At 63.3% G+C, this 24,534-nt stretch carries 20 protein-coding genes; 5 read left to right on the top strand and 15 right to left on the bottom strand.

Annotated features, from left to right (window positions below):
* Positions 1-4: 4 nt before the first annotated feature.
* The gene (locus KCN53_RS07225; RefSeq protein ID WP_088712977.1) at positions 5-340 is read right to left on the bottom strand and encodes a TraR/DksA family transcriptional regulator; all 336 of its coding nucleotides are present in this window, start codon (positions 338-340) and stop codon (positions 5-7) included.
* Between the two features lie 334 nt (positions 341-674).
* On the opposite strand from KCN53_RS07225, the gene KCN53_RS07220 reads away from it, so the two are divergent.
* A complete protein-coding gene (locus tag KCN53_RS07220) occupies positions 675-1,154 on the top strand; it encodes a hypothetical protein (protein ID WP_088712978.1) in 480 nt (159 codons plus the stop codon).
* A 42-nt stretch (positions 1,155-1,196) separates the two neighbouring features.
* On the opposite strand, the gene KCN53_RS07215 is transcribed toward KCN53_RS07220, so the two are convergent.
* The 12 genes from KCN53_RS07215 to KCN53_RS07160 all read right to left on the bottom strand — a co-directional run bounded on the left by KCN53_RS07215 (position 1,197) and on the right by KCN53_RS07160 (position 16,739).
* Positions 1,197-1,880: a PEP-CTERM sorting domain-containing protein gene (locus tag KCN53_RS07215; RefSeq protein ID WP_172406264.1), complete on the bottom strand. Its 684-nt coding sequence runs from the start codon at positions 1,878-1,880 to the stop codon at positions 1,197-1,199.
* Positions 1,881-2,275: 395 nt separating this feature from the next.
* Entirely contained in the window at positions 2,276-2,950 is a 675-nt protein-coding gene (locus KCN53_RS07210) for a NotI family restriction endonuclease (RefSeq protein WP_088712980.1), read from the bottom strand.
* Positions 2,947-4,065: a DNA cytosine methyltransferase gene (locus KCN53_RS07205; RefSeq protein WP_088712981.1), complete on the bottom strand. Its 1,119-nt coding sequence runs from the start codon at positions 4,063-4,065 to the stop codon at positions 2,947-2,949. Before KCN53_RS07205 ends, KCN53_RS07210 begins: the two co-directional genes overlap by 4 nt.
* Positions 4,066-4,135: 70 nt before the next feature.
* Positions 4,136-5,176, bottom strand: coding sequence for a ribonucleotide-diphosphate reductase subunit beta (locus KCN53_RS07200; RefSeq protein ID WP_088712982.1), 1,041 nt, complete (start codon positions 5,174-5,176; stop codon positions 4,136-4,138).
* Between the two features lie 250 nt (positions 5,177-5,426).
* Positions 5,427-6,725 carry a glycosyltransferase family protein gene (locus KCN53_RS07195; protein WP_088712983.1) on the bottom strand — a complete coding sequence of 433 codons (1,299 nt, stop codon included), beginning with the start codon at positions 6,723-6,725 and terminating at the stop codon, positions 5,427-5,429.
* 15 nt (positions 6,726-6,740) lie between these two features.
* Positions 6,741-6,902: a hypothetical protein gene (locus tag KCN53_RS07190; protein WP_172406265.1), complete on the bottom strand. Its 162-nt coding sequence runs from the start codon at positions 6,900-6,902 to the stop codon at positions 6,741-6,743.
* Positions 6,903-6,912: 10 nt separating this feature from the next.
* A complete protein-coding gene (locus KCN53_RS07185; RefSeq protein WP_088712984.1) occupies positions 6,913-7,185 on the bottom strand; it encodes a hypothetical protein in 273 nt (90 codons plus the stop codon).
* A 37-nt stretch (positions 7,186-7,222) separates the two neighbouring features.
* Positions 7,223-7,495: a hypothetical protein gene (locus KCN53_RS07180; protein WP_088712985.1), complete on the bottom strand. Its 273-nt coding sequence runs from the start codon at positions 7,493-7,495 to the stop codon at positions 7,223-7,225.
* A gap of 100 nt (positions 7,496-7,595) precedes the next feature.
* The gene (locus KCN53_RS07175) at positions 7,596-9,473 is read right to left on the bottom strand and encodes a ribonucleoside-diphosphate reductase subunit alpha (RefSeq protein WP_224199495.1); all 1,878 of its coding nucleotides are present in this window, start codon (positions 9,471-9,473) and stop codon (positions 7,596-7,598) included.
* 516 nt (positions 9,474-9,989) lie between these two features.
* Positions 9,990-10,367 carry a response regulator gene (locus tag KCN53_RS07170; RefSeq protein WP_088712987.1) on the bottom strand — a complete coding sequence of 126 codons (378 nt, stop codon included), beginning with the start codon at positions 10,365-10,367 and terminating at the stop codon, positions 9,990-9,992.
* A gap of 41 nt (positions 10,368-10,408) precedes the next feature.
* Positions 10,409-12,886, bottom strand: coding sequence for an ATP-binding protein (locus tag KCN53_RS07165; protein WP_088712988.1), 2,478 nt, complete (start codon positions 12,884-12,886; stop codon positions 10,409-10,411).
* Between the two features lie 58 nt (positions 12,887-12,944).
* Complete coding sequence (locus KCN53_RS07160) at positions 12,945-16,739, bottom strand: S8 family peptidase (protein WP_088712989.1); 3,795 nt, start codon at positions 16,737-16,739, stop codon at positions 12,945-12,947.
* A gap of 384 nt (positions 16,740-17,123) precedes the next feature.
* Here KCN53_RS07160 and KCN53_RS07155 point away from each other — a divergent pair, with 384 nt between their 5' ends.
* Entirely contained in the window at positions 17,124-18,266 is a 1,143-nt protein-coding gene (locus KCN53_RS07155; protein ID WP_088712990.1) for an acyl-CoA dehydrogenase family protein, read from the top strand.
* Between the two features lie 93 nt (positions 18,267-18,359).
* A complete protein-coding gene (locus tag KCN53_RS07150) occupies positions 18,360-19,133 on the top strand; it encodes an enoyl-CoA hydratase-related protein (protein WP_088712991.1) in 774 nt (257 codons plus the stop codon).
* A gap of 93 nt (positions 19,134-19,226) precedes the next feature.
* Here the strand turns inward: KCN53_RS07150 and KCN53_RS07145 are convergent, their stop codons facing one another.
* Positions 19,227-19,856, bottom strand: a complete 630-nt coding sequence (locus tag KCN53_RS07145) for a D-Ala-D-Ala carboxypeptidase family metallohydrolase (protein ID WP_088712992.1) — start codon at positions 19,854-19,856, stop codon at positions 19,227-19,229.
* Positions 19,857-20,000: 144 nt separating this feature from the next.
* Here KCN53_RS07145 and mmsB point away from each other — a divergent pair, with 144 nt between their 5' ends.
* Complete coding sequence (gene mmsB / locus KCN53_RS07140; protein WP_088712993.1) at positions 20,001-20,894, top strand: 3-hydroxyisobutyrate dehydrogenase; 894 nt, start codon at positions 20,001-20,003, stop codon at positions 20,892-20,894.
* Between the two features lie 18 nt (positions 20,895-20,912).
* Here mmsB and KCN53_RS07135 read toward each other — a convergent pair whose 3' ends face one another.
* A complete protein-coding gene (locus KCN53_RS07135; RefSeq protein WP_088712994.1) occupies positions 20,913-21,515 on the bottom strand; it encodes a DedA family protein in 603 nt (200 codons plus the stop codon).
* A gap of 305 nt (positions 21,516-21,820) precedes the next feature.
* On the opposite strand from KCN53_RS07135, the gene KCN53_RS07130 reads away from it, so the two are divergent.
* Complete coding sequence (locus tag KCN53_RS07130; protein WP_088712995.1) at positions 21,821-24,397, top strand: M10 family metallopeptidase C-terminal domain-containing protein; 2,577 nt, start codon at positions 21,821-21,823, stop codon at positions 24,395-24,397.
* Positions 24,398-24,534 lie beyond the last annotated feature (137 nt).

Genomic DNA, 24,534 nt, shown 5'->3' with positions numbered 1-24,534 from the left:
CCCGCTAGCCCCGGGGCGTTTCGGCCGAGGCGCAGGCGATGCACAGCGCCGCCTCGGGCCGCGCCTCGAGACGCCCGGGGGCGATGTCGGCGCCGCAGCGCACGCATTCGCCGTAGCTGCCCTGCTCGATCCGGCCCAGCGCCCGGCGCACCGAGGCAAGCTCGCGCGCCACCAATATGCCCTCGCCCTCCAGAACCTCGTCGTCGGACAGCTCGACCGCCTGCTCGGACGAGTCGGCGTTGAGCGGCTCTCCCAGGTCGCGCTCCACCCGGGCAAGGCGCTGCTCCAGTTCGGCCTGCATGGCCTGCAGGCGGATCTTCGCGGCGGCACTATCGGTCATTTCAGGAACCCTCTCTTTCTGTCGGACCGCCAGTCTAGCGCACGGCCCCGCCCGCTATTTTGCGCCAGATCATGAAGGGCGCGCGCAACTGTAGGTCACAGTAGGTCACACCTCAGCGCGCGTGTGCGCGTGCGTGTACGCGCGTGAAGGACCGGAGGTTGGCCGGGAGGGTCACTGGAACCCCTGCCGGGGCTTCAGGGCGTGCGGACCGCGCGGGCATCGGGGATCTTGTCGGAGACGGCATGGAGGGAAGCAAAGCAGCAAAAGTCCAATTTCGGAAGACCGGCGCAGATGCCCCCTTGCCGTTTGTTCCCCGTTCGTTCCAAACAGGGGCATGGCGCGCAAATTCCCCAACCGGCTGCTCCCCCCCGAAGCGCATTATGTCGGTGAGGCGATCGAGGCGGGCGGCATCCTGCTGGTGCACTGCCCGCGCTGCCACCAGGTGTTCCGCACCAGCGCGGCGCTGATCCGGCGCGTTAAGGGCCCGCGCTATGTGCTGCTGGACAAGCGGCCGCTGTGCCGGGTGGCCCGCTGCGGCGGGCGCGGGTTCTACCTGTATGCCGCGACGCCCGAGAGCCCGCTGGTCCCCGTGCTGTCGGAGCCGACTCCGCTATGGCGTCCCGGCCCCTGCCCTGCCGATTTCCGGCCCGCGGCAGAGGGCCACGACGGCGACGATCCGGGCGGGCCCGGAGATGGGCCCGGAGATGGACCCGGAAATGGGCCGGGAGCGGGCGGTTCGGCCGCCGCGCGCACCTCTCCCCTAGACGGCCCGCGCTGGCACGGCCCCGGCGCGGCGCTGCGGCGGGTGAAATAGCGGCAGAGCCAACGCCGCGGAAATAACCCGTCAACGAATGACTTAGGCGCGCCAGCTCCGGCGCCGTCGCAGCGACGCGGCGGCGAACGTTCCAAGCCCGACCAAGCCGAGAGCGCCCGGCGCCGGAACCGCGAGGCTGCTGCCGAAAAACTCGATCTCGCTGACGAACTGCCACTGATCCGCGCCCACCAATTGCAGGCTCACCACATTGCCGGACAGCCCGGTCAAGTCGACGCCGATCGAGGTGGGGCCGCTGCCGGCAGGATCGCCGAAAGACTGGACACCGCGCTGCGCCACATCCACACGCTGGATATGGTCGACACCGCCCTGCCCGTCGGCATCGTCGAAATGGATCACGGCCTGGTCGAAGCTGTAGTCGCCGGCAAAACTGAACGTGATGACGGGATAGATGTAGGGTCCGCCAAAGACATTGTAGCGCCAGCCGACATAGGGCCCCGGCCCGGCGGCAGGCTCGACCACCGAATATGGCGCCGATGCGATGATGCCGTCGGTAAGCTGGCCCGTCCCGCCCGTCAGCGCCGCATAATCGGTGGTCCGGCTGCCCGCCCCGTCATAACTGTCGTCCCAGTAATTATAGGTGCCGCTACCGCCATTCAGCATGTCGTAACTGGCGACCGGAATGAGCGATGCCGCAGCCGGAGCCAACAGACACGTCCCCAGAAGCGGCGCGAGCAAGGGTATCGACGCGATCCTACGCAGTGACATGATGTTCCCAGCCCCTCCCACTCTACGTCTGTTCAGGCACAACAAGCAGGATTCGCGCCAAACGGAGTTTTCTTCCATTTCCGCAGCTTAGCCAGTCACTGCAACGAAAATGTAAGATTTCCCGACGGTTCGGGGAGGTCGGGGCGGATCCGGCAGGCGCACGCAGCAAGGACGACGCGCCTTGGGCGGAATATGCCAACCTTGCCGGGGCGCTTTGGCAGGAGGGCACGAAAGGGGGCTAGTAAGGTCGCGCGTGGCCTTACTAGCCGCCCATTGCTGCGGAAATTGCTTGTTCGAATTTCTCGCGTGAAGGTGCATTCTTATAAAGCACTGCGGTCTGCAGATTCGAATGGTGCGTTCCAATCGCACGTTCAAATCTCATGAAACTGCTTCCGTTAGGAAGCCTCCGACAAACTGTAGATCATGAACACGATATTGACCTGCTCGTTGTCGACATCGTCCGTGGTGAGGAAACCAGCATCCCGCCGAAAATATTCGTAAACTTTGTCCTGTATGGAGGCATAAATCTTAGTGCCCCATTGATGGTGGTAATAACCCTTCGAAATTAATTGATTCATGTACCTCTTTGATACGTTTTTCCAATTGGGGCCATAACTCGGACGCTGATCTACAAGGTAGCCATTTCGCATGGCGTCGTACACTGGTCGGACTGTGCCATTGGCATCAATTGCTTGCAGCTCAACTGATACGAACCGCTGTATTTCGCCGTCACTAATTTCGCTAATGACATGATCTACGCGCCCGAAACCCTCCATCGTAACTTCATTTGCAACGTGTAAATCTCCGGCTTGACGCTCAGACCAGGCGGTTCTCATGACGTCGCCTAAAAAATCTGCGCCGTGGAAGCGCTTTGGGCACAAAGCGATGGGACCGTATTTTGGGGTGTTTATGGCACAGAGAGGGTAAGGCTCAGACTTGTCAACAGTACTCCGCTTTGTACATAAATCCTTTATATACGGACAAATAAACCCTTCCGATGCTGGATCAAAATTTAATTCTGGTCGCCGACCAAGAACTTCAAATATTACCTCTGATATCCCTACCGTCATGCCGCTTTCCGGACATTCTCTTGTCGGCACTTGATAATCGAGTTCGCAAGAGCTTCAGCAAGCATCGGTGGAACTGCATTTCCAACCTGAACAAATTTCTCAGTCATACTTCCCTTGAATTCAAAACTGTCGGGAAACGACTGAAGCCGTGCCGCCTCTCTAACAGAGAAAGGCCTGTTTTGAATTGGGTGTAAGAAAGCGCCCCAGTGTATATCACACTTCGTCAAGATCGTACACGCCAAGTCAGACTTTCGAGGGCGCCCGTAGCGCTTCGTGTGATCGGAGCGCTTTGCTTTACGCATTCCCGCCGGCAACAAGTCGACGGGAATATCGCGCCACGAACCACCTTCAGGAATGTGCTTTACACGCTCCTGATTTGCGGGGCCGAGTCTTGGCGCAATATGATCGCTAACAACAGTCCGATTACCACGAACGCGATGCTGAAATGGATTGGAGGGTTCCGCAGCATACGGTACCGCGCGCGGATCGCGCACCCCCCCGTATATCGGAGGCAAGTCTCCAATTGCGTCCCAAACCGAAACGAACCCAGCCTCCTTGCTGTGCGTTTTCTCTGGAGGAGAAATCGGAATACCAAGCCTATTAGCAACGAATACAACGCGGCGTCTCTCTTGAGGAACACCGTATTCTTCCGCCTTTAGAATAAGGGCTTGAACCTTTGTATAGCCCAGCTCAATAATTTCTGCTTTAATAGTTTCGAAAAGAGCACCTTTGTCAATTGACAGAAGGCCTACCACGTTCTCCATCACCAACCATTCTGGAAGAACACCTTCTACGATGGCAAGATAATCTCTGAACAAACTAGCTCGAGGGTCATGACTTCCGCGACCGTGGTTATAAACACTATAGCCTTGGCATGGTGGCCCACCAACCAGAACGTTTAATTCTCCTCTAGAAAGACCGGTTTCTCTTAAGACCCGCCGGCCTCTCAATTCGGAAACTGGGCCTTCAAGAAACTTCGCACCGCTATGAGTGGCGGAGAAAGTTTCACCAAACTGACCCTCGATGTCATTTCCGAGAAGGACGCGGAAGCCTGCATTCTGGAAGCCTAAGCTCAGGCCGCCGGCGCCGCAGAAAAGGTCCACAACAGATAGCATTCGAAACCCTTTGTTCCGCATTTGTTCGGACAGGCACTCTCCTGTCGTCGCGATCGAGTCAACCCTAACCCTACTCCGCCGCTTCGCCCAGCAGGCTGGGTTCTTCTTCCTCGTTCGCGGCGGGGCCGTCCTTCGCGCGCTTGCGCTTGTCGAAGTTGGTCCAGACGTCGTTCCAATTGCCGCGCGTCGCCGCCTTCGAATATTCGGTCGCGCGGGTTTCGAAGAAGTTGGCGTGCTCGACGCCGTTCAGGATCTCGGTCAGCCAGGGAATGGGGTGGTCGTCGACCATGTAGATGGCCGGCAGGCCGAGCTGGCCCAGCCGCCAGTCGGCGATGTAGCGGATATACTTCTTGATCTCCTTCGGGCTCATCCCGTTCACCGGGCCCATTTCGAAGGCGAGATCGATAAAGGCATCCTCCAGCCGCACCGTCTTCTGACAGATGTCGATGATGTCCTCCTTCACCGCCTTGGTGAGGCACTGGCGCTCCTCGACGAAGGCGTGAAACAGGCGCACGATCCCCTCGCAGTGGAGCGATTCGTCGCGCACCGACCAGGACACGATCTGGCCCATGCCCTTCATCTTGTTGAAGCGCGGGAAGTTCATCAGCATCGCAAAGCTGGCGAACAGCTGCATCCCCTCGGTAAAGCCGCCAAAGGCCGCCAGCGTGCGGGCAATGTCCTCGTCGGTGTCGACGCCGAACACCTGCAGGAAGTCGTGCTTGTCCTTCATCTCCTCATATTCGAGGAAGGCGGAATATTCGCTTTCGGGCATGCCGATCGTGTCGAGCAGGTGCGAATAGGCCGCGATGTGCACCGTTTCCATGTTGGAAAAGGCGGTCAGCATCATCTTCACCTCGGTGGGTTTGAAGACGCGGCCATATTTGTCGTGATAGCAATCCTGCACCTCGACATCCGCCTGGGTGAAGAAGCGGAAGATCTGCGTGAGGAGGTTGCGCTCGTGCGGCGTCAGCTTCTGCGCCCAGTCGCGGCAATCCTCGCCCAGCGGCACCTCCTCGGGCATCCAGTGGATCTGCTGCTGCCGCTTCCAGAAATCATAGGCCCAAGGATATTCGAAGGGCTTGTAGGTCTTGCGGGCTTCCAGAAGTCCCATGGCGGTCCCCTTTTCCAGTCGGTTCGATACGCGACATTACGCTGCGATACGGTCGCCGGTGCGAAGGCCCGGCATTCGATCAGAGAGGCTAGGCCCGGGCCGCCGAGTCGGAAAGGGGTGAAATGCGGTTCTCCCCACCTTTATCCACAATAGATTGCGTATGGGCGGGATATGGCACCCCCATATGTCGGGGATGCGCGCGAAAGACGCGAGGCGTGAGGCGGGGGGAAAGAGGGCGGGAGAGACCCCGTCAGACGAGGCGCGCCAGGGCGTCGTCGACAAGGGCGAACTGCGCCGCGCGGGTATAGGCGCGCGTGGGTTCCGCCGGCAGGTCGGGCACGCGGGCATCCCCCCTCGCCTTCGCGGCGCGCTTTTCGGCGAGCCAGGCGGAGAGCTGGCCGGCGATGACGTCGGGATCGTTGGAGACGAGGCCGAACGGCCCCGCGCGCACGATGGCGGCCGCCTCTCCCCGCTCCGACCCCACGCCGAGAACGGACCGGCGCGCGCCGATATATTCGAAGGTCTTGCCGGGAATGACGGCGTCGTCGCGCGGATCGTCCCAGCGGCAGAGGAGGAGGACGTCAACGCGCCGTTCGAGCGACAGCATCTCGGTACGCGGGACGAGCGGGCGCATCTCTATGTTCGCCTCGACGCCGTGCTCGGCCGCGCGCGCCTCCACGAAGCCGCGCTCGTCATGATAGAAAAGCGCACGGACGGCGGCGCGGTCCGCCTGCGGCAGGCGCGCGATGGCGGCGAACAGCGCGGCCGGGTCGCGGCGGTGCGCATAGACGACGCCGGCATGGAGGATGGTGAGGCGATCGGGATCGAGCGGCGCGGGCGGCGCGGCAAAGGACTCGGCGGGAAAATCGTCCGGAGAGAAGCCGTTGAAGGCGGTGGTCACCGGGCGGTCGAAGCGCGCGCGCATATCCTCGCCCGCCCCTTCGGTCACGGTGACGAAGGCATCGGCGGCGCCGAGCGTCCTCCGCCCGAGACGCTCGGAGAGCAGGCGCACCGGCAGCGGCGTGTCGCTGTAGGGCTGGCCGAGCCAGATGTCGCGCAGCTCCGCCACCCAGGGCAGGCCCGTCGCGGCCTTGATCCTCGCGGCGGCGATGTGCGCCGACTGGGGCGGGCCGGAGGAATAGATGAGCTCGGCCCCCGACGCGGCGGCGATCTCCGCCCCGCGCGTCCCGGCAAGCTGCGTCCAATAGGGATGATAGCGGTCTGGCAGCGTGCGCAGCGCGCGGTAGAGGCGCTTCAGATAGCCCGGGTCCTCGGCGTCGCGCGCAGGACCGGAGCCCGCGGCGGGCGGCGCGGCGGCGGGATCGGAGGGCGGCTGGCCCGGCCGGTAGGGCAGATGATGGACGGCGATCTTCTCATGCGGCCGGGGTGGCAGCAGCCCGGCGAAATTCGGATTGTCGACGGCGACGACGTCGACCCGGCGCTCGCCCTCGGCCCAATGATGCGCCAGGTGCGGCATGCGGATCGCGCCCACCGGTGAGAAGGGCGGGAAATAGGGCGAAACGAAGAGGATGCGGGTCGGGCCGGTCATGATGCCGCCCGCGCCTTAGACGAGGCTGAGGCCCAGGGCCAGAAGCGCACCGATGAGGAGGAGGCCTCCGCCTGCGTTCAGCAGCTGCGCGCGGCGCGGGTCGGCGGTGCGGCGTCCCGCGAGCGACAGCGCGGTCGAGGCAAGGAACAGGAGGACGGCGAGAATGGCGAGAGTCATGCCTCGCCGCCTACCCCTTCCGCTTGCCGGAAAACAGCGAGCCGCCGCCCAGCACCGCAACGCCGAGGAAATAGCCGAAATCATACCAGCCGCCGCTGTTCGGGACGGCGTAGATGGAGATCTCGCTTGAAAAGAGCGACCCGATAAAGGCCCAGGGAAAGATGAAGCCGTGCCACAGGCCCCAGAGAAATCCGGGCGCGCCGGGCTCTACCGCCGCCGCGCTCTGATTGGCACAGGCCGACAGGAGGACCAGTGCGGCGACAAGAACGCCGCCACCGCGCACGGCCGCGCTTTCCCCGTGCCGCGCAGACCGACGGCGATCAGTAGGGATCGGGAACGACCATCTCATTGGTCTCGCCTTCCCAGCTGGCCCACTGGATCGCGACCGCGGACATCCAGCCGAGGTTGAACAGGACGAGCGCCACAATGACGGCCTTGCGCGACCGGCGCGGGCGCCCGGGCCCCGGCTCGATCACGTCGCGGTCGCGGAACAGCGCCGCCACCGACCGGGCGTTGAGCATCAGCCACACTCCCGACACGGCGGTCACGAGGATCGCGAGCGCAAACAGGATGGGAACGACGGCAAGCGGCATGATGGACCTCCCAGTTCAAGAAGGAGCCATCATGTGCCGCCGCGTCCCGGTCCGCTTTGATCCAGGTCATGGTGCGCGAAACAGACGACCGGTCACCCGCCTATTGGCAGGCCAGACACTCGTCATAATCGGTGTTCGGCATTTCGAGGTCGATGGTCTTTGCCTCGGCGGTATTGTCCGCCTCGACCCCGCCCGCAAAGCCGGCACGCTGCACCGACTTCGACCGCAGATAGTAGAGCGACTTAATGCCCAGCTCCCACGCGCGGAAATGCAGCATGAGCAGGTCCCATTTCTCGGCGTCGGCGGGAATGAAGAGGTTCAGCGACTGCGACTGGTCGATATAGGGCGTCCGGTCGGCCGCAAGCTCGAGCAGCCAGCGCTGATCGACCTCGAACGCGGTGCGGAAGACGGCCTTTTCGTCAGGCGTCAGGAAGTCGAGATGCTGGACGCTGCCGCCCCGCTCCAGGATCGACGTCCACACCTTGTCCGTATCCTTCGACTTTTCCTTCAGGAGAGCGTCGAGATGCGGATTCTTCACCGTGAAGCTGCCCGAAAGGGTCTTGTGGGTGTAGATGTTCGCCGGAATGGGTTCGATGCAGGCCGAGGTGCCGCCGCAGATGATCGAAATCGAGGCGGTCGGCGCGATCGCCATCTTGCAGGAAAAGCGCTCCAACGCGCCCATGTCCTGCGCATCGGGACATGCGCCGCGTTCCTTTGCCAGCAGCATCGACGCCTCGTCAGCCTCAGCGCGGATATGCTTGAAAATCTTCATGTTCCAAGACTTTGCCAGCGCGGATTCGAACGGAATCTGGCGCGCCTGCAGGAAGCTGTGGAAGCCCATGACGCCAAGCCCGACCGAGCGTTCACGCATCGCCGAATATTTGGCGCGCGCCATCTCGTCGGGCGCCTTTTCGATATAGTCGGTAAGGACGTTGTCGAGGAAGCGCATGACATCCTCGATGAACCCTTCCTCCTTCGACCATTCGTCCCAGGTTTCGAGATTGAGCGACGACAGGCAGCACACCGCGGTGCGATCCTCGCCATATTGGTCGAAACCGGTCGGCAGGGTGATTTCCGAACAGAGATTCGAGGTCGAGACCTTCAGCCCCGCATCGCGCTGATGCTTCGGCATGGATTCGTTCACCCGGTCGATGAACAGCATGTAGGGCTCGCCGGTCGCGAGGCGGGTCTCGACGATCTTCTGGAACAGCGCGCGGGCATCGACGGTCGCACGGACGCTGCCGTCCTTGGGCGACAGAAGGTCGAACTCCTCGCCATTCTTCACCGCCTCCATGAAGGCATCGGTGATGTTGATGCCGTGGTGAAGATTGAGCGCCTTGCGGTTGAAATCGCCCGAGGGTTTGCGGATTTCGAGGAATTCCTCGATTTCCGGATGGGTGATGTCGAGGTAGCAGGCAGCCGAGCCGCGGCGCAGCGAGCCCTGCGAAATGGCGAGCGTCAGCGAATCCATGACGCGCACGAAGGGCACGATGCCGCTGGTCTTGCCGTTGAGCCCTACGCTTTCGCCGATGCCGCGAACATTGCCCCAATAGGTGCCGATGCCGCCGCCCTTCGACGCGAGCCAGACATTCTCGTTCCAGGTGCCGACGATGCCGTCGAGGCTGTCGGGTACCGAGTTCAGGTAGCAGGAAATCGGCAGGCCGCGGCCGGTGCCGCCGTTCGACAGGACGGGGGTCGCCGGCATGAACCAGAGATTGGAAATATAGTCGTAAAGGCGCTGCGCGTGCTCGGCATCGTCGGCATAGGCCGCCGCGACGCGGGCGAAAAGGTCCTGCGGCTCCTCGCCGGGGAGGAGATAGCGGTCGCTGAGCGTTTCCTTGCCGAACACCGTCAGGCGGTCATCGCGCGAGCGATCGATCCTGATCGAGAAGCGCGGCGCATAGTCCGAGGTCTTGGCAGAGCCCTGCTCCGGACCGCCGTCGACCGTGACTTCCGTTTCGCCGGTTGCAAAATCCATCGCGCGCTACTCCCCTTTGTAAAATGCCGCCTCCGGCACATCCGCCGGACCGGTCGTTCGTCGTCGCGGCCAAATCCCAGCCCTACTTCGGCTGGCGCGGCCAAGGCGAGCGCGGCGACCGACTTGTCCCCGATATCCTCGCTATCCACAGGCGCGCGGACGCCGGCCACACCGGACTGTCCGACAAAAACCTGTTCTCGTGTCAGCGGTGACGCTATCCTGCGCGTCCAGGCCGGCCCGATGGCGTAGCCCGACCGCAACCCACATATAGTAGGTCGCATCGCCCCAAACACCAATACATTGTGGTGAATTCCGCCAAAGGCCGCAAGGGCTTTTGCCAGTAAATCGGGTTCGACCAGCGCTTTCAGGCGTTTGCGGTTGAGTGCTTAGACAGCGCGGCGATTCGGGGCCGCGACACGCGAAGTCAGGCAGGCGCGATGACCGTCCAACCCGCCGGGACCACACACAATTTCGTTACTTGGGCGGTTCGACTGGGTCAGTACCGCAGGCGGACGGTCAGCGGCGGCGTCCGCCCACGATGAGCTCGGCGATGACCTCGAACAGTTCCTTCATCGCCACAGGCTTCAGGAGGATCGCGTCTGCCCCCGCCTCGCGGCACTCATCGTCGATACGGTCGCCGGTATCGGCGGTAACCACGACGATCGGAACGTCCCGCCGCTCATCCTCCCAGGCGCGAATTCGGCGCATCGTTTCAAAGCCGTCGATACCCGGCATGCGCAGATCGACGAGAACGAAATCGAAATGTTCGGCGGCGAACAGCTCCAGCCCCGTAGTGGCGTCGGGGGCACCGACCATCTCGGCTCCGCCCACCCGGAGCATATCCTCGACAATGCGCCGATTCAGATCGTCATCTTCGATGAATAAAGCGCGCACAAACCGACCCTAATCTAGCCTCACACTCCCGGCGCGAGCGACTAGCTGACCTCAATTGATCTTTGACTTCGTGAGTTATCAGCGTTTCCGCCATCCCTGTTAATGAGAACAGAGACGCGTGCAAGCTCGGTGATATGATCCGTCGCCAAATCGCGGAGGCCGACGAGCTCGGACTCGGGAACCCCGAGCAGATAGACCGGCAAGCCGGGCCGGGCGTCCCGAAGGGCCCGCAGCGTAGGTTCGATCTCCGCCTGCACAACAGAATTATAGACGAGATAGGCGGCCTTGGTCTGCGGATCCGACGCCAACTTCTGAAATTCCGGAAGCGTCTCCACAAGTTGCGGATCGAGGCCTTCCCCCTCGAAAGCGCGGCGCATGATCGCGGCGGTAAGCGCGCCGAATGCGAAGACAACGGATTGCTCGCCGGAGGCTGCACCCCCCTCTTCTGGCGAATCCGCTACCGGCTCGTTCGCCTCCGTCAGCTTCAGCGGCACGCGAAGCGAGAATGTCGACCCCGCACCGAGTTCGCTGGCAACGGCGAGCTCGCCGCCCATGCTGTGCGTGAACTCGCGCGAAATGGTGAGGCCAAGCCCGGTGCCCGAAAACTGGCGCGTGCGCGAGCTGTCGACCTGATGGAAGGGGGAGAAGATGGTGTCGAGTTGGTCCGGCGGGATACCGACGCCGGTGTCCGACACCGTCACGAGAAGATCATCGTCCGCTTCGCTGGCACGGCGGGCGGTTACCTCCACGCGGCCCTCATTGGTGAACTTAACCGCATTGGACACAAGGTTGAAGACGATCTGGCGCACACGCTGCTCGTCCCCGATCGCCCGCTCGGGACAGTCGTCGAGATTGCAGATGAATTCCACACCGCGGCCGCGCGCCTCGTCGGCAAAGACCTCGGCCACTTCGCGAATGGTCTGGCGCAGCGCGAACGGCGCCTCCCGAATCTGGATCTTGCCCGAGTCGAGCTTCGCAACGTCGAGAATATCGTCGACGATCGCCTTCATGGTGGTGCCTGCGCCGTGAACGAGTTCGACCCGCTCGCGGACCATGTCCGCCAGCTTTCCGTCGGCCAGCATGATCTGCGTCATGCCGAGAATGCCGTTGAGCGGTGTCCTGATCTCATGACTCGTCGTGGCAAGGAACTCGCTCTTCGCCGCCAGCGCCTTTTCGAGGTCGGTGTTCGTCCGCTCCAGCTCGACATTGGCGGCATGAACCTCGTCGCGGCGGCGCTGAATGTTTCGCTGAACGACAAGGAGAAGGAGGACGATGATCGCCGCGCCGATGCCGACGATGACGGCGATGCGCTGGTTGGCGACGGCCTCCTGTTCGGCGAGCTGGACGTCTCGTTCGAGTTGGCCGGCGCGCAGCCGCGCGATTTCCAGCTCCTGATTGGCAAAATCGAATTGTGCGGCGGCGAGCGCGTTGGCCGCAGAAGCAGTGACTTCGGCGGCTTCGTCGTCGAGCCGTTTGAGGGCCGCGAGATGCTGCAGCGCCAGCTCCGACCGGCCGAGCTGACGGTACGTCTCCGCGGCAGTTTCGTGAAAGTCGCGGAACGGGGTGTCGGTCTCGCTAAGGTCGCGGCCGGCAAAAGTATCCTCGAACAGGGTCGCCGCGCGTTGCAGATCGCCGCGCTCCGCCGCGATCTGCGCCTGCACACCGGCGACGAACGGGCGCCAGTTCTCGCCGCCAGGGGCCGCAGTAAGGCGAGCGGCCGTGCGCGCGGTGGCCGCCGCTTGGTCGAGCTGGCCGGCATGAAGCTGCGACCCGGCGAGGTTTGTGAGGATGCGTGCCTCGTAGACGGGATTGCCGAGCGCGCGCGCATTCGCCCGCGCCTGCGCATAAGCCTCGATCGCCTCGGCGTCGCGATCCATCGCGGTCAAGGTGAACCCGATATTGTTCTGGACGGCGAGGTCGATGAGCGGATCGCCCTGATAGACATCCGCCGCCTCGCTGAAATAGCGCAGCGCCCGCTCATAATCGCCGGCGAGGCGGTATAGCGCGCCGATAATCTGGAGCGAGAGCGACTGCGACTTGGCCGCGCCTTCGTCCTCACGCAGGATCGAATAGGCGCGCTGAGCCGCGGTCAGGGCTTCGGCATATTGTCCCGTGCGAAGATAATAGGCGGCGAGACTGCGCAGAGCATCGCCAAGATGCCGGCCATCGGGCTGGACTCGCTGCAGAAGCGTAATCGCCTCCTGCAGATCCGCCTCGACCGGGTCGAGGTCGTTGAACAGCATCCGGTTCGAGGATTCGAGCGTCAGGATGCGGGCGAGAAAGACATCGCGCGTATCCTCGTCGGGGATCGATACCAGCGCCTCGCGGGCCTGGTCGAGCGCGGCCTTCGCGGCGGCCGGATCGGCCCCGCTCGCCTGTTCGGCCCGGCCCAGAAGATCTTCGAGCGTTGCCGCCGAGCCCTCGTCGGGGCGCTGTGCCAGGACAGCAGGGGCGAGCGTTGCCGTGAGGAGAAGAAACGCCGTCCAAAGACCGGCGAACGCCCGCCAGGAAAAACTCATACCCACCCCCTGGGACCCGGCACGGACATGGGCGCCCGCGCCGGGAACTACGCTCGGCTTAGAAGCTGACGGCAAACGCTGCGCCGACGGTCACGGCCTTGTCGCCGCCAGCCTGGCGTTCGTCGAGCCCGAATTCGCCGCGCGCAAAGGCATTCAATTCGCCGGCGCCATCGAGAATACGCGCACCGTACAGCGCCTCGACCACATGCGTGCGGTCGCCGCCGTCGATGCCGAGCGTCTGGTCGACAAGCCCGATTTCGCCGGTCGCGCGGTCGACGACCTCATAGCCGCGATAGGTGACCTCGCCGGCATCGACATGAAGCGGCTGCGCCACCGAAACACGGACGCGGTCGGCAGCGCCGAGGACGCCGGTCTTCGCCAGCGCGACCTGATAGGCGGTCGAGGTGAACTCGCCGCCGCTGAAGGCCAGCGCCCCGCCCTCGCCGGCCCGGGTACGCGCCGTCGTCGCGGAGAGGTCGAGACTGAAGCCGCCGAGATCGAATTCGGCACCGCCCGTCAGGGCATAGGTCTCCGAACCCGCCCCGAAGAGGTCGTCTTCGCGCGACTGCACGCCGAGAACGGCGTTGCTTTCGTTCAGATAGGTGAGGTCGGCGCCGAGCTTGACGCCCGTGGCCACACCGTAGCGCGCGCCGACGGTCATCGCCGATGCCTCATAGTCGTCGAGCGGAGTGAAATTGGCCCGCAGCGCGGCGCCGAGATCGGTGTAGCGCGACGCAGCGAAATCGCGGGTCGAGGCGCCGAAGCGCAGTTCGAGCCCGTCGGCCAGCTGCATCTGACTGCCCAGGAAGGCGTCGCCCGAGGCGAGACCGAGGACAGGATTGACGCCGCCGGTCAGAAGATCGGTGTCCTGCGGCGCGGCCAGCGTGTCGGTGCCGCTGAGAGCGAGTGCGCCGGCACCGCGGCCCATGGTGAAGGACAGCGTACCCTCGCTGTTCGCAAGCGAGACCGCCGCATCGACATTCGCCTCACCCTCGGTGCGGAAGTAGGAGCGGGTCGGCGCTATGGAGAAGTTCATGCGCAGGCCCGAGCGCGCAACGACGGTCTGGGCGCCGTAGGACCCGAAGCCGAAGACGCCCTCCGGCGCTTCGCCGTCGAGACGCGGTGCGAAGCTGGAGGCGGAGAAGTCGATGAAGGTGTTTTCGAACTCCTCATCCGTGCCTCGGGCGTTCGCCACCTGCGACAGCGTGTCGAGCGTAAGCGGCAGCACGAAGTCGCGGTAGGTCGTCCCTACCTTCTCGAACACGGTGCGCGTACCGCCGACCGGCGCCCAGGACTGGATGCGTGCCGCCGACAAGGTCTGCGTCATGTTCATTTCGTAAATGGTGCGCGACTTGGCGAGCGGACTGGTCGTCAGCGTGTAGCCGTCGAGCGGACGCTGCGACGCGGCCACGTCGAGAAGGCCATGGCCATAGACCTCGTCGACCCCCTCGGCGCCGACATCGCGTGCCGAGGCGAAAATGATCTCCGTCGAGGCTTCCGGATTCTTGGCAAGCCACGGCCAACGGCTGTGGAGGAGCGCTACCGCGCCGGTCACGATCGGAGTGGCAAGCGACGTGCCCGACGCGAGGAGGAGGCCGCCCTCCCCGTCCGCGACGGTGATCTGCTCGCCCGGCGCGACGATGAAACGGTCCATCAGGTCGCCGCCGGCACGGCAGGTGCCGCCTGCGGTCAGACATGCCGTACCGGGCGTGTTGGAGAAGTCGGAAATCGTGCCGTCCGGCCCGACCGAACCGACAAGGATCAGATTGTCGAACTTGCCGGTCCATTCGACATCGTCGGCGTGGACCGCGCCGTCATTGCCGGCGGCCTTGACGATGACCGTGTCAGACAGGCTGGCGCTCGTCAGCACGTCGGCCCATTCAGGCGCGAGAACGTAATTTTCGACGCCGAGCGACATGTTGATGACGCTGGCGCCCTGCGCCGCCAGGGCCTCGAGCCCTTGCCCGCTATCTTCGAAATTGGTGCTTTCGGTAGCGTCGAACGGGTTGAAGACGGCCAGGTCGGCGCGCTGCGCCAGGCCGCTGACGCCAAAGCCGTAGCGGCCGCCGACGATGAGGCTCGCCACGCCCGCGCCGTGCGCGCTCTCGTAGCTGGAGATGCCGTCCGAGAAGACGATGGCGTCGAGCACGTCGGCATTGCCCGACGGAGTGAAGTCGAGCAGGCCCACCGTAACGCCTTCGCCGGCGCCGGCCGCAGCCGAGACGACGGGAGAGTAGCGAGCACCGGCCATCCAGTGATCAACGAGGTTCGGACCGGCAACGGGCTGCGCGGTCGGAAAGACATCGTCCATGCCATCGACCGGGATGATGAAGCCGTAATAGGGCGCCACTTCGCCCTGGACGGGGATGATGAAGCCGTAGTCGGCATCGACATCAGCCTCGGCGACAACCTGATATTCGCCATCTACCGGGATGATGAAGCCGTAGTCGGGAATGATGTACCCGAATTCGGGATTGGCGACACCGAGGTCGGCGCGCTCATCGCCCTCCACCGGAATGATGAAGCCATAGTCGGGCAGGATTTCGTCCATACCGGGCAGGATGGCGCCGTAATTCTCGGTCACGCCGCCAGCAACGGGGATGATGAACCCGTAGCGCCCCTCGACACCGTCGACCGGGATGATGAAGCCGTAATCGGCCACGACCGTCTGCTCGGCAACCGGGATGATGAAGCCGTAATCCGGATCGACGTCGCCGATGACCGGAATGATGAAGCCATATTCCGGAATGATCTCCCCGCTGACGGGGATGATGAAGCCATAGTCGGGATCGACCGAACCCTCGACGGGGATGATGAACCCGTAGGAGCCGGTCAGACCGCCGCCCTCGACAGGAATGATGAAGCCGTACTGGCCCGCAATCCCTTCCTGATCGACGGGGATAATGAAACCGTAGGCGCCGTTCACCTCTCCATCGACGGGAATGATGAAGCCATAGTCGGTGGTAACGTCGCCCGCGCCCGACTGGATCGTCGCGTAGACGCCGTGAGCGTCGCTGCCATCCACGGGAATGATGAAGCCGTAAGCGTTCGAAAGATCGCCATCGACGGGAATGATGAAGCCGTAGTCGGGCGCGGCATCGCCGCCCACAGGAATGATGAAGCCGTAATTGCCGGCCACGTCGCCATCCACGGGGATGATGAAGCCGTAATCCGCGCTTACACCGCTGTCGTCGACCGGAATGATGAAGCCATATTCGCCGGCAAGCGCACCATCGACCGGAATGATGAAGCCGTAGTCGGTGCCGAGTTCGCCCTGGACGGGGATGATGAAACCGTAATCGCCATCGACGTCGCCGCCCACAGGAATGATGAAGCCATATTCGCCGTCGACCCCGCCATCCACCGGGATGATAAAGCCATATTCATCCTCGAGATCGCCGCCCACGGGGATGATGAAGCCGTAGTCCGACGCGATGTCGCCCTCGACCGGGATGATGAAGCCATAATCGCCGTCTACATCGCCAGCGACCGGGATGATGAAGCCGTAGTCGGGCGCGACATCGCCGCCCACAGGAATGATGAACCCGTAGTCGCTGTCTACGTCCCCGGCCACCGGGATGATAAAGCCGTAGTCGGCGCCAACCTGCCCCTCGACCGGGATGATGAAGCCGTAGTCCGAACCAACCTGGCCATCGACGGGAATGATGAAGCCATAATCGGTCGAAACATCGCCATCGACGGGAATGATAAACCCATAGTCGCCGGTCAGCGCGCCCCCTTGCGCGGTGATCGGATCGACCGAAGCCGGCTGCGGCGCCGCGAGGGCCGTCCCGGCCATCAGGGCCGAGGAAACCGCACTAAATGTAAACCGGCTCAAGAGTTTACGACTCATTATATTGCCCCTAGGTTTTGCAACAGCTTAGATATGCGGCGATTCTCCAACAAATTCAAGTCGAATCCACCTATCCTTGCCCTGCCGGAATGATCATCCGGGCTCCTTCAAGCAGAAGCGCGGTGCGTCACTGCAAATGAAACACGCGCTCTCAGGGACTCTTCGATATAGTGAAGTGAAATGATTAAGAATTGGTTCCCCTAAAGATTCTTTCAGAAATTCTTCACCAATCTGTTGTCCAATAGAAGATTCTTCGGCCACCGCCGAAATCGACGGCAAGCCGAAGCCCCGGCCCAAGACGGATCCAAGATTGCAGAGCGTCCCGCCTTCGCGTCGCCCTAGTCCCTTTGCACTTTCCAGAGGGGGGGCGTAGGAGCGCGCGCCATGACACAGTTCGACCTGACCGAAGACCAGCGCGCCATCCAGGAAACGGCCGCGCGCTTTACCGAAGACCGGATCACGCCCCATGCGGCAGAGTGGGACGAGAAGCATATCTTCCCCCGCGAAACCATTCGCGCCGCTGCAGAACTCGGCTTCGGATCGATCTATGTCAGCGAAGAAGCCGGCGGCATCGGCCTCGGCCGGCTGGAAGCGGCGCTGATCATGGAAGCCATGGCCTATGGCTGCCCCTCCACCAGCGCGTTCATCTCGATCCACAATATGGCGAGCTGGATGATCGACCGGTTCGGAAGTGCCCGTGTAAAGGAGAAATACCTTCCCTCGCTCGTCACGATGGAGCGGATCGCCAGCTATTGCCTGACCGAACCGGGATCGGGCTCTGACGCGGCGGCGCTGAAGACCCGCGCCGAGGCCGACGGCGACCATTATGTCCTGAACGGTACCAAGCAGTTCATTTCGGGCGGCGGCGAGAATGAGATCTACGTCACCATGGTCCGTACCGGAGAGGACGGGCCGAAGGGTATTTCCTGCCTGGTGATCGAAAAGGGCATGTCGGGCGTCAGCTTCGGCGCACAGGAAAAGAAGCTCGGTTGGCATTCGCAGCCGACGGCGCAGGTGATCCTGGAGAATGTCCGTGTCCCGAAGGAGAATCTGGTGGGGACAGAAGGCGAAGGCTTTCGCATCGCCATGATGGGCCTCGACGGAGGGCGCCTGAATATCGGCGCCTGTTCGCTGGGAGGCGCGCAGCGCTGTCTCGACGAAGCCGTCGCCTATACGAAGGAACGTCAGCAATTCGGCAAGTCGATAGCCGATTTTCAGAATACGCAGTTCATGCTGGCCGACATGGCGACGAAGCTGGAGGCTGCGCGCGCACTTCTCTACCTGGCAGCGGCGAAGGTGACCGAAAACGCGCCCGACAAAACGCGCTTTGCCGCAATGGCCAAGCGCTTCGCGACCGACGAATGCTCGGCGGTGGTCAACGATGCGCTGCAGCTGTTCGGCGGCTATGGCTATCTGCAGGACTATCCCATCGAGCGCTTCTGGCGCGACCTGCGCGTGCACTCGATCCTGGAAGGCACGAACCAGGTCATGCGCATGATCGTCGGCCGGGACCTGCTGCGACAGTAGACGGGGTCTCCAAGCTGCCTTCAAGACCTGACGCCGGAACGGGCCGACTGGTCTATCCGGGGCTTTGTCAGCCTGTACTTTTTGGAGAAATGAATGACCTACGAAACAATCAAAGTCGAGCAGAAGGGCGCCGTGACGCTGGTCACCTTCGACCGGCCCAAGGCGCTGAACGCGCTCGCGAATGCCGTGCTCGAAGAACTGACCGACGCTTTCCGTGCCTATGACGCCGACGACAGCCAGCGCTGCCTGGTCCTGACCGGCAGCGAGAAAGCCTTCGCGGCGGGCGCCGATATCAAGGAAATGGCACCGCAATCCTTCGGCGACATGTACGGCACGAATTACTTTGCGGGCTGGGAAAACATCACCCGGACGCGCAAGCCCTGGATCGCGGCGGTCGCCGGCTATGCGCTGGGCGGCGGCTGCGAAGTCGCCATGATGGCCGATACGCTGATCGCCGCGGATACCGCCGTGTTCGGACAGCCCGAGATTAAGCTGGGCGTCATTCCCGGGATGGGTGGCTCGCAGCGCCTGACCCAGGCGATCGGCAAGGCGAAGGCGATGGAGATGATCCTGACCGGCCGAAACATGAAGGCCGACGAGGCGCTGACGAGCGGGCTCGTCTGCAAGGTCGTGCCGGCAGAGGAGCTTCTGACCGAAGCGATGAAGATGGCCGAGACGATCGCCGAAATGCCGCCGCTGGCCGCCATCGCCGCCAAGGAAGCGGTGAACGCCAGCTATGAAATGACGCTGGCGCAGGGGATCAATTTCGAGCGCCGGGTCTTCCACGGCCTGTTCGGCACGGACGACCAGAAGGAGGGCATGGCCGCCTTCAGCGAAAAGCGCAAAGGCGACTTCAAGGGGCGGTAAGGATGTTCCTTACGATCCTGCAAGCTTCTGGAACGGAATAAAAAAAGGGGAAGCCGAGAGGCTTCCCCTTTTTGCGATCAATGTCAGACCCGCTCAGTCGTGCGCGGCCACAACGGCACCGCCACCGGCATTGCAGGGCGAGCTGCTGGCACTGTAGTTCGACCCCCAGCGGCGATTGCCGCGCAGCCCGACGTCGAGGTGAAACTTGTTGCCGCGATAGATGCCAAGACCGGCGGCCAGGTCCGCGCCGCGGCGGCCGTGCCATGAGCAGAGCGCGGTGATCATGTCCCCGCGCGCCATTTCCACCGCATAGCCGTCGAAAGCGCCGAACTGGCGGTGCACGCTGCGGCTGGCGCCGCCGGCGCAGCGGTTCAGCTCTTCGTGGCGATAGCCGGAGACAATCTCGACTTCGCCGACCGCGGGGATGATTTCGTTCTTGAGGACGGTGAGGCTCTCGAACGCGCCGCTCCAATAGGATCGCTCAGGCAGCTCGAACGGTTCAGCGCCGCATTCCTTCCAGCTGAGTGCCGTGCGAAGGATCTGGTAGGTCGGCACGACGCCGAGGAGCCCGCGCGCGTCGAGCTCTGCCTCGAACAGCGCGACGCGGTCGGCATTGCCAGGCTTCTGCAGCCATCGCCCGTAGTCGGCCGGCCCCGGCGTATAGGCATGCGCGGCCTGCCCGACCAAAAATGACATGACGACAATCAGGAGGCTGCGAACCATATGCTTCCCTTCCCCGGTAACTACCCAACAGACCTTCAATATAGCAGGTCGCGGCGGGAATTACCGGGCCGCTCGTCGCACAGAAGTCTCGGTTGATCTTGCCGGAATCGAAGATCAGACGGGGCGCACAGAAAGGGACCGTCTATGAGTATCATCGCCTTCATCGGACTTGGGAATATGGGCTCCGGCATGGCCGCCAACCTGGTCTCGGCGGGTCATGACGTGCGCGCCTTCGACCTGTCGGCCAAGGCGATGGAGGCGACCGAGAAGACGGGCTGCCTGAAGTGCGGATCGGCGGGCGAGGCCGTGCGCGGCGCCGACGCCGTCCTGACCATGCTGCCCGCAGGCGATCATGTCGCCGCGGTCTACGAGACCGACGTGTTCGATGCGGCGGGCAAGGATGCCGTGCTGATCGACTGTTCGACAATCGATGTCGCGACCGCGCGCGACGTTGCCTCCGCTGCCGCGGAGCGTGGCCTGGCGATGGTCGATGCGCCCGTTTCGGGGGGCATTGCCGCGGCAACGGGCGGCACTCTTACCTTCATGGTCGGCGGACCGGCCCCGGCCTTCGAGAAGGCTGAGCCGCTTCTGGCCGCAATGGGCAAGGCGGTGATCCACGCGGGCGACGCCGGCGCGGGCCAGGCGGCCAAGATCTGCAACAACATGCTGCTGGGCGCGACCATGGCGGCGACCGCCGAAACCCTGGTGATGGCGCAGAAGCTGGGCCTCGACCCGCAGACTTTCTACGACATTGCCAGCGTTTCCTCGGGCCAGAGCTGGTCGCTGACAAGCTATTGCCCCCTGCCCGGCGTGGGACCGGAGAGCCCGGCCGACCGCCGCTATGAGGGGGGCTTTGCCGCGGCACTGATGCTGAAGGACCTGAGGCTGGCGCTGGAGGCGGCGCGGACGGCAGATGCCAGCGTCCCCATGGGCGCGCTAGCGGGGCAGCTCTACCAGCTGCTGGTGAATGGCGGCCAGGGCGGCCGCGACTTCTCCTCGGTCATCGAGATGCTGGGGGCCGAAACCGCGTCGCGGTAATCGGTCGGCGGTCGTCAGTCAGCGTTGGTCGGGCTCGAACGTCGCCACCCGGTAGAGATAGCCGAGGACCATGGCGGCGATGATCGCCATGGACACCGGGCCGATATAGCTTTCGACCGCCTCGTAATTCTCGCCCAGTCCCCGCCCCACGAACGTCAGCAGCGTGTTCCAGGCCAGCGACCCGAAGAATGTATAGGGAACGAAGGTTCGCAGAGGCATGCGGAAGGCGCCTGCGGGAACCGAGATCAATGTGCGGATGGTCGGGACGACACGCCCGAACAGGACCGCCCACCGACCCTTTGTGTCGAACCAATAGTCGACCTTCTCCAGCTCGCGGCGGGACATGCCGAGCCAGCGCCCATGCCTGCCGGTCCAGCGCCGCAGCTTGTCCTCGTCGAGCAGGTGACCGACATAATACCAGATCAGCGCACCGAAGAAGGTGCCGATCGTCCCCGCCGCAATGACACCGTAGATGTTCAGTTCGCCTCGGGCGGAGGTAAATCCCGCGAGCGGCATGATCAGCTCCGACGGGATGGGCGGGAAGACGTTTTCCAGAAACATCAGAAGCGCGATGCCGATATAGCCCATGTCGGCAATCAGCTGTTCGATCCAGGCGGTCATGAGGGGCGAACGGGCGGAGCGCCGAAGGGTTCACTGCGATCTACGAAATGCCGCCGCCCTCGTTCGGGCGAGCGGGCAAGACAGGCGGCGCGCCTGCCTCCCTCGTGCGTCCGGCAAGAATTACGCCTGCGTTACGAAATGCCATAATGATATACTATAACAAAAGAAAATTTCATACCAATGTTAGGAAAGTTGAGATTCCTGCTTGATGGCCCCTGCGAATCGTGATCCTCTGCACCTATTCGCACAGGGGCCGTGCGGCCGATGTGCGGGGGCTTGATCATCACTTTCGAGGGAGGGGCTTCATGGGGGCCGACCATTATTCCGCATATATTGAAGACTTTAATTTCACTCACGGTAGCTGTGCCTGCGTGGCCTGCGACAGCAAGGAGCTCGTGGCACGCGCCAGCGACTCGGCAAGTTCGCCGGTAGACGCAAATGACGCCATCGCCGCGGCCTACTCGCCGATCGCCATCGACCGCGACGGCGCCTTCGCCAGCGAACTGGGCGACGACGACAGCGGCGTGGAATTCGTCGAGATCGATCTGGTCGCGGGCGTAACCTATTCGTTCTCGCATCGCGACGTGGGCGAGGATGGCATCGAGGACCCGTTCCTCTACCTGCTCGACGACGCCTTCAACATCATCACGACCGATGACGATGGCGGCCTCGGCCGGACGGCGCAGATCACCTTCACGCCGGATACGTCGGGCACCTACACGCTCGGCGCGACGACCTGGTACTGGGCCTTCGACATCCGCGACGGTGCCGGCAACCCGATCGACGATTTCGGCGACTATGAAATCAGCATCTGGGTCGACGACGCCGAGGAGATCGGCGACACCATCGAGACCGCGACCGAGATCGGCGTGGGCACGTCCTACGGCTATATCGAGACGCAGGGCGACATCGACATGTACGAGATCGACCTGTCCGCGGGCCAGGTCTACTCCTTCACCGTCGCCGGCGGTGTCGCCGGGGCCGACGATTTCGACCTGGAACCGGGCGAAGTCGTCGCGTCGCTGAACCTCTACAATGCAAGCGGAACGCTGCTCGCCAGCGGCCTGAACTACGAGTCCTCGGTCGGCTATTACGCCGACAGCGACCAGACGGTGTACCTGGAAGTGGCCCCGTATCTGCCCGACCAGCTGCCCCAGACCGGCGGCTATACGGTCGACGTGACCGAGCGCGCGCTGGAAGATCTCGATCCGCTCGATACGATCGACTGGGAGTCGGCGGCAAACGTACCCTTCGTCGATGTGGACGGCGTCCCGACCGCCTATGTCTATTTCGGCGATAGCGACGAGAATTTCGACCAGACGGGCGACGATGGCGGGCCGATGGTAACCATCGACTGGAATTCCTACGAGAAGCAGCAGGTCATGCAGGCTCTTGAGGAATTCGAGAAGATCCTGAACGTCAATTACGAGATCACGACCGACGTCGAGCAGGCGACCTTCCGCCTGCTGAAGACCGAGTCGGAAGAATATGGCGCTTATTTCTACCCGCAGGATCCCGCCTATGGGGACGAAGCAGGCGTCGGCGTCTTCAACGTCCTTTCGGGCGGCTGGAGCTTCGATCAGCAGCAGAGCCTGGAAAAGGGCGGTTTCGCCTTTGCCGTGATCCTGCACGAGTTCGGTCACGCCCACGGACTGTCGCATCCGCACGATACCGGCGGCGGATCGGAGATCATGCCGGGCGTCGCGACGAACAGCGACCTGGGCGTGTTCGACCTGAACCAGGGCGTTTACACCGTCATGTCCTACAATGATGCGTGGCAGACCCATCCCGACGGTCCGACGCCCTATACCGGCGCGACGATCGACGAGGGCTGGTCGGCAACTCTGAGCGCTTTCGACATCGCCCAGCTGCAGATTCGCTACGGCGTTCACGACCTCAACACGGGCGACACCGTGTACGAACTGAACGACGAGTGGGAAGACAACCAGTACGAGACGATCTGGGATACCGGAGGCGTCGACGCGATCAGCTATGACGGCTCGGAAGACGCGCAGATCGACCTGCTGGCGGCAACGCTGGACTACACGCCCACGGGCGGCGGCGTCGTTTCCTTCGTCGACGGCATCTGGGGTGGCTTCACCATCGCAAACGGCGTGGTCATCGAGAATGCCTATGGCAGCCACGGCGATGACACGCTGCTCGGCAATGCCGCCGATAACATCCTCGACGGCGGCAACGGGTCCGACGTGCTGTTCGGCCGCGAAGGCGACGACACGCTGATCGGCGGCAATCACGACGATACGCTCGATGGCGGCGACGGCGACGACATGCTCGACGCCGGCAATGGCAACGACACGCTCGTCGGCGGCGACGGCGACGACGTGCTCGACGCCAGCCATGGCAACGACACGCTGGAAGGCGGCGCGGGCGACGACGAGCTCGACGGCGGTACCGGCAACGATACGCTGGACGGCGGCGACGGCGACGATGAGCTGATCGGCGACCATGGCAACGACGTGCTGACCGGCGGTGCAGGCGACGACCTGCTCGACGGCGGCACCGGCAACGACGTCATCAACGGCGGTGCCGGCAGCGACACGATGTACGGCGGCTGGGGCAAGGACACCTATGTCTTCACCGAGGCCGATGGCTCTGTCGACACGGTGAACGATCTCGACAAGTGGGGCGGCAGCACCGTCTTCGACCTGTCGGGCATCGACGCGATCGAGGGTACAGCCGCCAATGACGGCTTCTCCTTCGTCGGCGATACGGCGTTCAGCGGCACGGCCGGCGAACTGCGCGGCTATAACGACAATGGCGGCTTCGTGCTCGAGGGCGACGTGGACGGAGACGGCCTTGCCGACTTCACCATCGTCAACGAGGCCGGCAACCTGCAGACGGTCGACATCCTGTTCGGCTGACCGCCCGCAGACCTAAGGTTGAAAGAAGGGTCGCCGGTCAGCACCGGCGGCCCTTTTTCTATGCGGCCCAAGGCGTCCAAATAGGAAGAACGTTCGCCACACACATGCCCGGCGCCCGCCGGATCGGAAGCCGTCCG

The organism is Pacificimonas aurantium (assembly GCF_020092905.1).
GTDB lineage: Bacteria > Pseudomonadota > Alphaproteobacteria > Sphingomonadales > Sphingomonadaceae > Pacificimonas > Pacificimonas aurantium.
This window is presented reverse-complemented; position numbering and strand designations above follow the sequence as displayed.